This is a genomic window from Streptomyces canus (genome assembly GCF_001514145.1).
In the GTDB taxonomy this organism is placed as follows: Bacteria; Actinomycetota; Actinomycetes; order Streptomycetales; family Streptomycetaceae; genus Streptomyces; species Streptomyces canus.
Genome location: NZ_KQ948679.1, coordinates 103,409 through 116,026 on the forward strand (window position 1 = coordinate 103,409; position 12,618 = coordinate 116,026).

General features: G+C 68.7%; 11 protein-coding genes and 2 pseudogenes. 9 read left to right on the forward strand and 4 right to left on the reverse strand.

Translation table 11 applies throughout. From position 1 onward, the window contains the following. Positions 1-273 precede the first annotated feature (273 nt). A pseudogene (locus AQJ46_RS45980) lies at positions 274-1,269 on the forward strand (IS1380 family transposase); the annotation flags it as partial. A 1,129-nt stretch (positions 1,270-2,398) separates the two neighbouring features. On the opposite strand, the gene AQJ46_RS45985 reads toward AQJ46_RS45980, so the two are convergent. From AQJ46_RS45985 to AQJ46_RS46000, 4 genes are all read right to left on the reverse strand, one after another. Next, positions 2,399-2,734, reverse strand: coding sequence for a hypothetical protein (locus AQJ46_RS45985; protein WP_059211325.1), 336 nt, complete (start codon positions 2,732-2,734; stop codon positions 2,399-2,401). Positions 2,735-2,778: 44 nt separating this feature from the next. Further along, a complete protein-coding gene (locus AQJ46_RS45990) occupies positions 2,779-3,711 on the reverse strand; it encodes a hypothetical protein (RefSeq protein WP_159064190.1) in 933 nt (310 codons plus the stop codon). A gap of 99 nt (positions 3,712-3,810) precedes the next feature. Beyond that, positions 3,811-4,353, reverse strand: coding sequence for a P-loop NTPase family protein (locus AQJ46_RS45995; protein WP_059211327.1), 543 nt, complete (start codon positions 4,351-4,353; stop codon positions 3,811-3,813). A 499-nt stretch (positions 4,354-4,852) separates the two neighbouring features. Then, positions 4,853-5,515: a GntR family transcriptional regulator gene (locus tag AQJ46_RS46000; protein WP_059211328.1), complete on the reverse strand. Its 663-nt coding sequence runs from the start codon at positions 5,513-5,515 to the stop codon at positions 4,853-4,855. 128 nt (positions 5,516-5,643) lie between these two features. Between AQJ46_RS46000 and AQJ46_RS46005 the strand changes: the two genes are divergently transcribed. The 8 genes and pseudogenes from AQJ46_RS46005 (at position 5,644) to AQJ46_RS46040 (ending at position 12,578) form a co-directional block, all read left to right on the forward strand. Next, on the forward strand, positions 5,644-6,075 hold the full coding sequence (locus AQJ46_RS46005) for a VOC family protein (RefSeq protein WP_059211329.1): 432 nt from the start codon (positions 5,644-5,646) through the stop codon (positions 6,073-6,075). Positions 6,076-6,124: 49 nt separating this feature from the next. Next, a complete protein-coding gene (locus AQJ46_RS46010) occupies positions 6,125-6,778 on the forward strand; it encodes an NAD(P)H-binding protein (protein WP_059211330.1) in 654 nt (217 codons plus the stop codon). Positions 6,779-6,826: 48 nt separating this feature from the next. Next, positions 6,827-7,228, forward strand: a pseudogene (locus tag AQJ46_RS46015) (RidA family protein). 11 nt (positions 7,229-7,239) lie between these two features. Beyond that, positions 7,240-7,689 (forward strand): NAD(P)H-binding protein, encoded by a 450-nt coding sequence (locus AQJ46_RS46020; protein ID WP_318656746.1) that lies wholly within the window; start codon positions 7,240-7,242, stop codon positions 7,687-7,689. A gap of 281 nt (positions 7,690-7,970) precedes the next feature. Continuing rightward, entirely contained in the window at positions 7,971-9,080 is a 1,110-nt protein-coding gene (locus AQJ46_RS46025) for an NADH:flavin oxidoreductase/NADH oxidase (protein ID WP_059211331.1), read from the forward strand. An 81-nt stretch (positions 9,081-9,161) separates the two neighbouring features. Beyond that, complete coding sequence (locus AQJ46_RS46030; RefSeq protein WP_059211332.1) at positions 9,162-9,998, forward strand: ATP-grasp domain-containing protein; 837 nt, start codon at positions 9,162-9,164, stop codon at positions 9,996-9,998. An 89-nt stretch (positions 9,999-10,087) separates the two neighbouring features. Further along, positions 10,088-10,807 carry an IS6 family transposase gene (locus AQJ46_RS46035; RefSeq protein WP_059211333.1) on the forward strand — a complete coding sequence of 240 codons (720 nt, stop codon included), beginning with the start codon at positions 10,088-10,090 and terminating at the stop codon, positions 10,805-10,807. A 559-nt stretch (positions 10,808-11,366) separates the two neighbouring features. Beyond that, entirely contained in the window at positions 11,367-12,578 is a 1,212-nt protein-coding gene (locus AQJ46_RS46040; protein ID WP_167368265.1) for an IS110 family RNA-guided transposase, read from the forward strand. Positions 12,579-12,618 lie beyond the last annotated feature (40 nt).

The following is a 12,618-nucleotide window of genomic DNA, read 5'->3' on the forward strand; positions in this document are numbered from 1 at the left end:
CCCCCTTGCCCCCGGGTACTCCCCGGTCGCCGTCGCGTGTCCGTCCATGCTCGCAGTGATGAGGTCGCCCGCACGGTAAAGAACGGGACCCGGGGTGCGGTCAGGGTCGTTTGCCTCATCACCATCGTGTGGTGGAATCCGCGTAGCCAACCTCGCGGAGTTACCCGAGCAGGTTGTCCGACGAGTGGCCCCAAGAGCAGAAAGTGCCCCTGACCAGCGAGAATGAGGATTGTCTAGGCCCTCGTTCCCGCGTCCGTCGGAGGCACTTTCCAGGTGAGTAAGCGTATCGGGTTGTACCCGCGTGTCCGCGTCGAGGGCAGTGGCAACAGGGCCGTCTCGCAGGCCGGAGTGGTGCTGATGGTCGAGACCGTCCGCAAGGTGGGGCTGGACACCACGATATCGGCGGCGCTGACGCCGTGGCGCAAGCCGCGGACGGTGCATGATCCGGGCAAGATCCTTCTGGATGTGGCCCTGGCCGTCGCGCTCGGCGGAGACTGCCTGGCCGACATCGGCATGCTGCGGGCCGAGCCGGCCGTGTTCGGCTCGGTGGCCTCCGATCCGACGGTCTCCCGTCTCGTCGACGCGCTCGCCGCGTCCGGTGCGAAGGCTCTTGCGGCGATCCGGGACGCACGCTCCGAAGTGCGGTCGCGGGTCTGGGAGTTGGCCGGTGGAGGCAGTCCGGCCGCCGACGGCCAGGTGATTGTGGACATCGACGGGGTGCTGGTCCTTGCGCACTCCGAGAAGCAGGACGCCACCGCGACCTGGAAGAAGACCTTCGGCCACCATCCGCTCGTCGCGTTCGTCGACCACGGCCCAGCCGGGTCCGGAGAGCCGGTGGCTGCCCTGCTGCGGCCCGGCAACGCCGGCTCCAACACCGCGAGCGATCACATCGCGACCGCCCAACTCGCCCTGGCACAAATGCCGAAACACCTGCGGCGAGGCCGGCAGACCTTGATCCGCACCGACTCCGCCGGCGGCACCCACGCCTTCCTCGACTGGCTCTCCAGGCCGGGCCGGTGGTTGTCGTATTCCGTCGGCATGACCATCACCGATGCCATCCACCAGGCCGTACTGAAGATCCCGAAGAAGGCGTGGACGCCGGCCTACGAAGCGGGCGACACCGAGCGGCCCGGCGCCTGGGTCGCGGAGATCACCGACATGCCCGACCTGAGCACCTGGCCGAAAGGGATGTGGCTGGTCGTCCGCAAGGAACGGCCGCACCCCGGCGCCCAGTTGCGCTTCACCGACCTCGACGGACTACGGCTGACCTAATGGGCAATCAAGCGGGTCATCACCAACCGACTCCGGAGCCGAGAACTCTCACCGCGGTAGGCCGTGGGGCCCGCTGCCAGTTCGGCGGCGAGGGCGGGACAGGAAAGCCATGCGTCTGACCTGAGGCACGACCTCTGGAAGCAGAGCTGGAACTCATGCTCCGTTTTCCTGTGCACGGCAACGGCCCGCGCCGTTCTGGCGGCCGCGCCCACCCCCGCAGAAGCCGCCAGGACCGGCCCTCGGGCTGACGGTGCACCAGATCGTTCTCGCGGCGCGGCAGCAGACCGCCCCAGCCTCAGGACACTAGCTTGCACGTCGCACACAGTTGAGCCAGGCGACCATCAGGCTTCACGAGAGTGATCGCGGACGTTCTGGCGCCGAGGCCGCCGCCGGGGAGGTCAACCAGCATGGCCACAGATGGAGTTGCTACGCCACGTGATCGCGAAATCACGGAACAATGACAGTCACGGGACGGCACCCGGACGAGCAGACCTGACCATGCCGGCGCAGGTAGCGCCCAAGACGAGGCGCCTCAGAGTGGAAGTTCCCGGTTTTCCTTGCAATCGGGTCGTCCACCCCCGTCAATGGAAGCAGGACACTCCTGGTGTCGGCCTTCCATCCGGAAGGGCCCGCTCCCGTGCCGAGAACTTGGGGAGCGCGCATCTGGCTCTCGCCTTGCCGCTGCTGGAGGCCAGGCGAGAGCCGAAAGCAGTCCGTCAGGACAGCAGGACGGTAGCCCACGGCACTGACACTCCCCCAGATTCCGCTCTGCGACCGCCACCACAGGCCAGTCCCCGCCGTATCGAGCCCCTGCCCTGACGTGTCCCGCAGCACAGAGATGACGGCCGGGGTGGCGTCCGTTTTCCGTCCGTGTCTCGCGCGTGCCTATTCACTCTTTCCGCCCGGCGATGACCATAGACAGGGCGGCCTCCGGCCAGCCGTACGCGGCCGCGCCGGATACACCGTGCCTTCTGTCCCGGCCGCTGCGAGTCAGGACGGTTCTCTACCGGCGGCGTCCGAACAGGCGTCGGTTCTTCTTCGCCTCCGCTTCGGCCGCCTCGCGCACGGCGGCCTCTTCCGCCAGGCGGCGCGCGACGCGTTCGGCTTCGGCGCGACGGCGTCTTCCTTAGTGAGTCTCACTCAGCAGGTCGGAGTGCTGCGGTCGAGGCGGTTGGGCGTATGCGGGCCCGTACACGATCTCCCAGACGCCGTCGGGGTGTTCGAGGACGTCCATGCGTGCGTGCCGCTTCAGGTCGCGCAGCCGTTGGCGGAGTTCGTCCGGGGAGAGCTGGGCGTGCAGGGCGAGGACCGGGATGTCGCCGGGCCGCAGTTCCAGCCCCATGACCTCGGGGACATCCTCGGGCCTGCGGGCGTCGCCCGGCGTATGGGTGCGCTTGGCCAGCAGCACGAACACCCGCCGCGCGATGTCGTCCGCGATCTGGAGGCCTGCGGACGCACTCAACCGCGTGCGTGCTCACGTACGGACTCCCCTTCCAGGAGTGGCGATCAATAGCGTGGATACGCCGCCGGTGTGGTGGGCGGGAGGGGGATTTCGTCGAGGCGAAGCCAATGCTCCTGCCCTGTGGCGTCAGGCAGCCGGAAGCGGAAGTCACGCGCCGCATCCACTTGGTGGTCGGCGTCTGCGACAACGCGGAGCAGCGCCCGCAGGCGCGGGTACGGTGCTTGGCGGGCCCGGCCGATGACCTCGGGGTCACGAAGCGCGAGGAGCATGAGCGAGGCGAGATTGATCCCGGCTCGCCGGTGGTTGGCCACGTGGACGGAGACGTAGGGCTGGTCGTCGCGCAGGAGCGAGGCGAGCGGCTCGGCGAGCACGGTGTAGCGCAGCAGCAGATCGCCACGCTGCACCAGGAGCCGGGAGTGCGGGGGCATCAGTTCGCCGGGGCCTATCTCCTCGCTGGCGGCGGCAGTTCTGCCGATCAGCGGCCCCTGCTCGAGGGCTGCGATCTGCGGGAACTGTTCCACGGTCGCGTCCACCATGCGCTGTGAGTCGGGCAGGACGAGCAGACAGTGGCCGTGGAAGACCGTGCCGTCCTCGCTCCAGGACTGCTCGGACGTACGAAAGACTTCCTCGCCGCCTTCCTGGTTTCGGATGTTCAGGTCGACGGGCTGGAGTTCCGAGCGGATGCCGTACTGTCCGAACGCGTGCCGCAGGGCCAGCGCCGCGTCGACGCAAATGTTCGACGGCGCTCCCACTTCTTCGGCGATCGATGCCCACAGGTGCGGCAGGAGCAGTTCGACCAGTTGGTGCGGCGGGGCCTGCTCCAGCAAGGTGGCCTGCATGCCGAGGTTGCCCTTGAGGGGCAGCGCCCCCATCGGCCGTGATGCCGCACGCTGCGTCGGGACGACAGGCTGGCGGGCAGGCCGCTGTTGCGGAGAGCGGTGTCGGCGGCCACGCTGCTTCTTCCCCTTGTTCCCCATGCGCAGAGCGTATGCGGCCGAACTCCCCTGCAACAGAAGGCCGTTCTGGCCCGCGTTCGCGCGGGGCCGCGCATCTGGCTGAGCCGCTGATCACTCACGTCAGCGGTCGATCGGGAGGACCCGGTCCAGGCCGCTCTCGCGCAGGATCTGCTGGACCGTGTCGTCCAGGGCACTGGCCGCGTCGATGACGGTCTCCAGGTCACCGGGCAGCAGGTCCTTGTCCCGATGCCAGTCGCGCAGTTGGACCTCGGTGACGTGCGCCAGGTACTCGGCATCGGGCTTCGTCGCGTGCCGGACCAGCGTCTCCTCGAAGGGCACGTGGAGGTAGTAGCACCGGGAGACGCCGCGGTGGGCGCGCAGCAGGTCCTGCAGCATCGCGCCATAGCGGTCCGCGTACAGGATGCCCTCCACGACCACGTGGAAGGCGTTGTCCAGGGCGTAGCGGGCGGTGAGGTCGATCAGCCCGATGTTCGCTCCACCGGGCCGGTCGCGTTCGCGCAGCACGATCCGGCGCAGGTTGTCCTGGCCGACGATCGCGAGGTTGCGGCCGAACTTCTCGCGTAGGCCGGCCGCGACGGATGATTTCCCTGACGCACTATTTCCGCGCAAAACAATCAAGCGCGTGTCTTCTGTTCCCACCACGTCCGCACCCTAGCTGCGGTCACTGCCGGCGACGATGCGACCGTCTTCGTCGTCCAAGACCTGGTCGCCGCCAACTACGCGATCGCACCCGGCGTGTGCTGTTCTGACACGTTGGTGACGCGGCTTGCTGGAGTGTGACCGCTGATTCCGGCGTGGGGTCGTCGGCCCGCAGGCTGAGAAACAGGAGGGGTTCTCGAACGGAGGTGACCTGCACGAACGGGACAGGAGATCGGAGCTACTTCGGCTCGGGGAACACTGGACGGCCGCTCAGCCGTCCAGAAGCTCGTCGGCCTCTGAGGACCAGCTGAGCCCGCGTCGTCAGGGCGCCATGGGCTCCGCAGGGGCTTCCGTCTGAACGATTGCCCCTCGCGCCAGCGTCTCCAGATCTCATCCTGCTGAGCCGGCGAAAACCCGTAGTCACCCACCTGTGCCTCCACGATCACATGATCATCCGTGGGTGGTGCGTTGATCACTTAAGGGTGCCATCGCTTGCCGACACTCATGCAGTGGTTCCGACGACCACGTCGACGGCGTGGCGCCGGTGTGCTGCGAAGAGGTCGAGGGCGGTGTTGGTGTCCCGGGCGCGCAGTGCGGTGACGAGTCCGTGGTGCTCAGGCGGGATGCAGTCGAGGTAGCCGGCGGTGCTGCGGCTGATCCTGGTCAGCAAGAACAGGTGGACCTGGCACCGTATGCCGTCCCAGGCGTCGGCGAGGCGCTGGTGCCCTGCGGCGGCGAACACCGCGTCGTGGAAGGCGATGTCCAGGCGCACCATCTCGTGCGCATCGCTGGCCCGCTCCATCATGTCGGCCGTCTTCGCGATGGACGCGAGGTCCTCGTCCGAGGCGTGGGCGATCACCTGCCGTACGGCGAGGTCCTCCAGCGCGCCGCGCAGGCTGTCGAGCTCAGCCACGTCCTCTGCGGACAGCGTCGTCACCGTCGTGCCCCGGTGCCACGCACAGTGCACCAGGCCCTCGCGCTCCAGCAGCCTCAGCGCCTCGCGCACCGGGCCGCGGCTGACGCCCAGCTCGCCGGACAGCTCCACCTCGCGCAGCTGCTCGCCCGGGGCGTAGGCCCCGTTGAAGATGGCCTCGCGGATACGGTCCGCAACCTCGTCAGCCAGACCCCGGCGGCGAGCCGGGGCCACCTTGCCCTGATCACTCATGCCTGAATTGCACCTCCTCCACCGATGACCTAATGTTAACATTCAGACGTTGTCGTGATGTCAACATTAGGACAAGCCGAGCAGGATCGCCCATGGGCCGCTCCGCTCCCCGGCAGGAAGGCAGTGCCATGACCGTTCTCGACTCCCCGATCCCCCGCTTCCACCTGGCCGTGCCGGTCGACGACCTGGCTGCCGCGCGCCGCTTCTACGGCGACGTCCTGGGCCTGGAGCAGGGCCGCAGTGCGGACACGTGGGTGGACTGGAATCTGCACGGCCATCAGTTCGTCACGCACCTCGCGCCGGAGCGCGCGCAGCGCATACACAACCCGGTCGACGGCCACGATGTACCCGTGCCGCACTTCGGTCTGGTTCTGACGGTCGAGGCCTTCCAGGAGTTTGCCGAGCGGCTGCGGGCGGCGGGCACCGAGTTCGTCATCGAGCCGTACGTGCGTTTCGCGGGCCAGAAGGGCGAGCAGTGGACGATGTTCCTCCTCGACCCGGCCGGCAACGCGCTGGAGTTCAAGGCGTTCGCCGATGACTCCCAGGTTTTCGCCGCCTGACCGGCGGCCGGCACCACCCACCCCCATACGCGAAAGACGGGACGAGCTCATGAAGGTGTTCCAGATCGGCGCCGCCGGAGGAGTCGGCCGCCGCCTTACTCAACTCCTCACCGCACGTGGTGACTTTGTGACCGGCATGCACCGCGGGCCCGCTCAGGGTGAGACGGTGCGGGCGGCCGGCGGGACCCCGGTGGTCGGTGATCTCATCGCCGACTCGGTCGAGGATCTGGCCGGCAAGATGCGCGGCCATGACGCCGTGGTCTTCTCGGCCGGCGCACATGGCACCGGTCAGGACAAGACGACCCTGATCGACGGCCGTGGCCTTCAAAAGGCCGCCGACGCGGCCGCGCTGGCCGGGGCGGCGCGGTTCGTCCTCGTCTCGGTGTTCCCCGACGCGCTGCGCGACGGGACACGTAGTGAGGGCTTCGAGCACTACATCAAGGTCAAGAAAACCGCCGACGTCTATCTGACGCGCACCGATCTGGACTGGCTGATCGTCCGTCCCGGAACCCTTCTGGACACCCCCGGCACCGGCCGGGTCACCGCCGGTCCCGCCGTCGAGTACGGCGACGTGCACCGCGACGATGTCGCCGCGTTCCTCGACGCCGCCCTGCACGCGCCTGCCCTCAGCCGCGTGATCGTCGAACTCACCTCCGGTGACACCCCCGTCGCGGACGCCGTCACCCGCCTCGCGGCCGCCTGAGCTCACACTTGCACCTCAAGCACAGAACCATGAGCAAGGAGAAGCACCATGACCGCTATCGATTCCTACAGCCACGACGTCTCCGGTGAGAAGGAGTTCGGTTTCGCCCAGGCCATCAAGGTCGGCGACACGATCTACGTCTCCGGGCAGCTCTCGCACGACGAGCAGGGCAACTTCCTCTACCCGGGCGACTTCAACGCCCAGCTGAAGCAGTCCTACGCCAACTTCGAGAAGGTGCTCGCCCACTACGGCGCCACCCGTAACCAGGTCGTCTCCGAGACCCAGTTCATCGTGGACCTGCCGCGGTAAAACATGGCGATGGCCGCGGCGAACCTGGCCTACTTCGGTGACCACCGCCCCACCAGCTCCACCATCGGCGTCGCGTCGCTGTTCTTCCCGGGCCAGCTCATCGAGGTCAACTTCGTCCTCGACACCCGCCTGCCGGCCTGATCATGAAGGTCGTGATCGCAGGAGGGCACGGCAAGATCGCCCTTCTCCTGGAGCAGCTGCTGTCCCGGCGCGGCGATGCGGTCACCGGCCTCATCCGAAACCCGGCCCAGGCCGAGGCGTTGGAGGAGGCCAGGGCCCAGGCCCGGCTCGTGGATCTGGAGAAGGCCACCGGCGGCGAGGTCGCCCGGCATCTGACGGGTGCCGCCGCGTGGGGTTTCGCCGCCGGGGCGGGTCCCGGGAGTTCGGTAGGCCGTAAGGACAGCGTGGACCGCGGCGCGGCGATCCTGTTGTCGGACGCCGCCGAGAGCGCCGGAGACAGACGCTGCCTGCTACTCTCCGCCATGGCGCCGATCTGCGGGTTGTCGACGACGAGGGCCTCGACCCGGTCTTCCCTACCAATCTGCGGGCCAAGCTCGCGGCCGAGAACGCCATCCGGTCCCGGACCGCGCTCCAGGCGATGATCGTCCGCTCGACGACACCCCCGGCACCGGCCAGGTCACGCTCGCCCAGCAGACCGGCCCCGGCTCCATCTCCCGGGCCGATGTCGCCGCCATCCTGCTGGCGCTGCTCGACGAACCGCGTCTGAACGACCGGACCGTCGAGGTCATCAGGGGCGCCGCCCCCCATCGCGGACGCCGTGGCAGCCCACGCCGCCCGCTGAACCGGCGCTCCGCATCTCAACTCATCTCCCCGTCGACGGCGTTGTCCCGGCCGGCAATGCCCCACCTGAAAGAGAAACACCGTGAGCACTCTGTTCACCCCCCTCAAGCTGCGCTCCCTCCAGATACCCAACCGGGTGTGGATGTCGCCGATGTGCATGTACTCCGCCGCCCCCACGGGCCCGGAGACCGGCGCGCCGACCGACTTCCACCTCGCCCACCTGGCCTCACGCGCCGCCGGTGGCGCGGGCCTGGTCATGGCCGAGGCCACCGGGGTCCGTCCCGACGGGCGGATCAGTCCCTGGGACCTGGGCCTGTGGAATGACCACCAGCAGGAGGCGTTCTCCCGGATCACCGCGGCCATCAAGGCGCACGGCGCCGTCCCGGCGATCCAGCTCGCCCACGCGGGCCGTAAGGCGTCGGTGGACAAGCCCTGGCTGTCCGACCGGTGCGTACCCGAGAGCCAGGGCGGATGGCAGAGGGTGGCGCCCAGCGCGGTCGCGTACGACGACCTGCCCGTCCCGCACGAACTGACCGTGGCCGAGATCCAGCAGCTCGTAGCCGACTTCGCCGACTCCGCCAAGCGCGCCCTGGCCGCCGGCTTTCAGGTCGCCGAGGTGCACGGCGCCCACGGCTACCTCATCAACTCCTTCCTCTCCCCGGTCTCCAACCACCGCACCGACGCCTACGGCGGCAGCTTCGAGAACCGGATCCGCTTCGCCCTGGAGGTCGTCGACGCGGTGCGCGCCGTGTGGACCGCCGAGCTGCCGGTCTTCTTCCGCACCTCGGCGACCGACTGGCTGACCGAGAACCCCGAGGACACCCGCGAGGGCTGGACCGGTGAGGACACCGTCCGCCTCGCCAAGGAACTGACCGCTCACGGCGTCGACCTGCTCGACGTCTCGACCGGCGGCATGGTCCGAGACGCGAAGATCGTCGCCAGGCCGAACTACCAGGTCCCCTTCGCCGCCCAGGCCCGCAACCAGGTCGGTATCCCCGCCGCCGCCGTCGGCATTATCACCGACCCCCACCAGGCCGAAGAGATCATCACGTCCGGGCAGGCGGACGCCGTCCTGCTTGGCCGTGAACTGCTGCGCGACCCCTACTGGCCGCAGCACGCCGCCCTCGCACTCGGCGCCGAGCCGCGCTGGCCCGACCAGTACGCCTACGTCGTCCAGCGCCGCAAGCGCTGACCCTCAAGCCACCCTCCTGACCACCAGCCGTCTGCCTCACCAGGCACGATGCGTTGCACCACCTCCCTAGGAGATTGCACGATGGCCGAGCGCCGCAGAGTTCTGTTCGTGACCGACCTCGCCTACCCAGCCCGGGGGCGGCGCTACTGCGACGAGGACATCTTCCTGACCTCCCGACTGCGCGACGGCTTCGACATCGCCCTGTGCCACCCGCTGGATGCCGCCGCCCTGATGGACGCCTTCGACGTGGTCGTGGTCCGCAACAGCGGGCCCGTGCTGCACTACCAGAAGGAGTACGACGCCTTCCGGGAGCAGGCCATGGTCCGTGGCATCCGGGTCTACAACCCGCTGTCCGGCCGGGGCGACATGGCCGGCAAGCAGTACCTGCTGGACCTGACCGCCGCCGGATACCCTGTCATCCCCACCATCGACCGGCCCGAGGACCTGCACCTGCTGCCCGAGGCAGGCCAGTACGCGGTCAAGCCGAAAGCGGGCGCGGACTCCATCGGCCTGACCTTCGTGCCCCGAGAGCAGCTGAGCGACCTGGCCTACGGCGACATCCTGGTCCAGCCGCGCATCGACTTCCGCTACGAGGTGTCCTTCTGTTACGTCGACGACGCCTTCCAGTACGCCCTTCACGCCCCCGATCCCGAGCGGCGCTGGGTCCTTGAGCCCTACGAGCCCACCGACGCCGACCTGGCCTTCGCCCGGCCCTTCATCGACTGGAACACCCTCGACCACGGCATCCAGCGCGTGGACGCCTGCCGCACCCAGGAAGGCGAGCTACTCCTCGTCGAACTGGAGGACCTCAACCCCTACCTGTCCCTGGACTTGGTCTCCGACCGGACCCGTGACGCGTTCTTGGCGAGCATGACAGCATCCCTCCACCGGTTCCTGGACGCTCAGCCCCGCGCCTGAGGTGGCATACGAGCCCTCAAGAGAGCGCTGTCACGTTGGTTGACCGGGTGGGATGATCTTCTGGTTGATCGTGCTGGAGGGGGCTATCCGTGGAGGCGGTGTCGCCCTCGTACAAGGGGCACCGGTACCCGGTCGAGGTCATCTCCCACTGCGTGTGGCTGTACCACCGCTTCCCGCTCAGCTTCCGCGAGGTCGAGGAGCTCATGCTCGAGCGCGGGATCGTCGTCTCGTACGAGACGATCCGCCGCTGGTGCGGCAAGTTCGGGCAGGCCTACGCAAACGCGCTGCGCCGCCGGGAGCCCCAGGCCGGGGACAAGTGGCACCTGGACGAGGTCTTCATCAAGATCAATGGGGAGCAGAAGTACCTGTGGCGGGCCGTGGACCAGTACGGCAACGTCCTGGACATCCTCGTGCAGAACCGGCGGGACAAGTCCGCCGCCAGGCGCTTCCTGCGCCGTCTGATGAAGAAGACGTGCGCGGTGCCGCGGGTGATCGTCACCGACAAGCTCCGCTCCTACGGCGCGGCCCACCGCGAGGTCATGCCTTCCGTCGAACACCGGCAGTCGAAGTACCTGAACAACCGGGCCGAGAACAGCCACCAGCCCACCAGGCAACGCGAACGCGCGATGAAAGGCTTCCGCTCCCTGGGCGGAGCACAGCGGTTTCTGTCCGCGTTCAGCGGCATCTCACCCCACTTCCGACCCAGCCGCCACCTGATGACCGCTGCCACCCACCGAGCCGAGATGAGCATCCGCTTCGCGATCTGGGACCAGATCACCGGCACCGCCGGACAGCCCACCGCGCCGTGAGCACACAGCCGGAACCCGACACGACCACGCCCCGGCACACCGTCAGACACCCACACACCCAACAACGTGACAGCGCCCGCGCGCGGCCGCGGCGGCCGGGGCCGCGTCTCACGTGCGCACCGGATTGCCGGCGGCGACGGTGCACTCGTGGATCGGCTGAGTGAACACGCCACGGAGCGCCGGACGTCGTCCATTGCCTCCCGCAGCCCGGCCGCTGTCACCTCTTGGCCGCGGGCCGCGCTGAGCGGCGGCTGCACCGGCTCGGCGAGGTCGTCCTGGTTCTGGTCGCGCTCGCCCGCCCCCGTTATGTTTTTCGCGGTCCTGCAAGAGGGCCGCTGGCCTCCGGGCCCGGCATGACTTTTGCCCCCTGTCGAGCACATGACCTGGGGGGTGGTGTCACCGGGTCTGAGGGGTGCCGTCGGAGACGCTGATGAGAGGTCCGACCGCCGCCCGGCCGGGCGCAACGCCTGGTCGTTCGCGGGCGGCAGGTCTGCATAACGTGGATGCGCGAGAACGGCCCCGACGCCCAGGTCAGCACCGGTATCGAGCAAGTGGGGGCATGGTGATCGACACCAGCGGCGTGGGGGTCTTCCTCGGCCTGGACGTCGGCAAGAGCACGCACCACGGCCACGGGCTGACCCCGGCCGGGAAGAAAGTCTTCGACAAGCCCCTGCCCAACAGCGAGCCGAAGCTGCGAGCCGTCTTCGAGAAACTGGCCGAGAAGTTCGGCACCGTCCTGGTGATCGTGGATCAGCCCGCCTCGATCGGCGCCCTGCCGTTGACCGTTGCCCGCGATGCGGGCTGCCTGGTCGCCTACCTGCCTGGACTCGCGATGCGCCGGATCGCCGACCTCTACCCGGGCGAGGCGAAGACCGACGCCAGGGACGCCGCAGTGATCGCGGACGCCGCCCGCGCCATGCCACACACGCTGCGCTCCCTCGAACTGACCGACGAGATAACCGCCGAGCTCACCGTCCTCGTGGGCTTCGACCAGGACCTCGCCGCCGAGGCCACCCGCACCTCCAACCGGATACGCGGCCTGCTCACCCAGTTCCACCCCAGCCTGGAACGCGTCCTCGGTCCCCGCCTCGATCACCAGGCTGTCACCTGGCTGCTGGAGCGTTACGGATCCCCGGCCGCCCTGCGGAAAGCCGGCCGTCGCAGACTCGTCGAACTGATCCGCCCCAAGGCCCCACGCATGGCCACCCGGCTGATCGACGACATCTTCGACGCGCTCGACGAACAGACCGTCGTCGTTCCGGGCACTGGCACCCTCGACATCGTGATCCCGTCCCTGGCCCGCTCGCTCGCGGCCGTCCACGACCAACGCCGAGCACTGGAAGCCCAGATCAACGAGCTGCTGGGGGCCCACCCTCTTTCCCAGGTCCTGACGTCGCTGCCCGGCGTCGGCGTCAGGACCGCCGCAGTTCTCCTGGTCACCGTCGGCGACGGCACCGGCTTCCCCACCGCCGCCCACCTCGCCTCATACGCCGGCCTTGCCCCGACCACGAAGCAGTCGGGCACCTCTATCCACGGCGAACACGCGCCCAGAGGCGGCAACCGGCAGCTCAAACGCGCGATGTTCCTCTCCGCGTTCGCTGCCCTGCATGACCCCGCTTCCCGCACCTACTACGACCGCTGCCGGGCCCGCGGCAAGACCCACACACAGGCCCTCCTCCGCCTGGCCCGGCAACGCATCAGCGTCCTGTTCGCCATGCTCCGCGACGGAACCTTCTACGAACCACGTCTCCCCGAAACGGTCGCCGCATGACCAGCTCGGGCTTGACGAAGGACATAGAGGCACCCCCCCC

Excerpts from the sequence above, each read along its gene's own strand:
- AQJ46_RS46005 (WP_059211329.1), top strand. The coding sequence starts at position 5,644 with ATGACCGTTCTCGACTCCCCGATCCCCCGCTTCCACCTGGCCGTGCCG.
- AQJ46_RS45990 (WP_159064190.1), bottom strand. The coding sequence starts at position 3,711 with ATGGGGAACAAGGGGAAGAAGCAGCGTGGCCGCCGACACCGCTCTCCG.
- AQJ46_RS46040 (WP_167368265.1), top strand. The coding sequence starts at position 11,367 with ATGGTGATCGACACCAGCGGCGTGGGGGTCTTCCTCGGCCTGGACGTC.
- AQJ46_RS46010 (WP_059211330.1), top strand. The coding sequence starts at position 6,125 with ATGAAGGTGTTCCAGATCGGCGCCGCCGGAGGAGTCGGCCGCCGCCTT.
- AQJ46_RS46030 (WP_059211332.1), top strand. The coding sequence starts at position 9,162 with ATGGCCGAGCGCCGCAGAGTTCTGTTCGTGACCGACCTCGCCTACCCA.
- AQJ46_RS46000 (WP_059211328.1), bottom strand. The coding sequence starts at position 5,515 with ATGAGTGATCAGGGCAAGGTGGCCCCGGCTCGCCGCCGGGGTCTGGCT.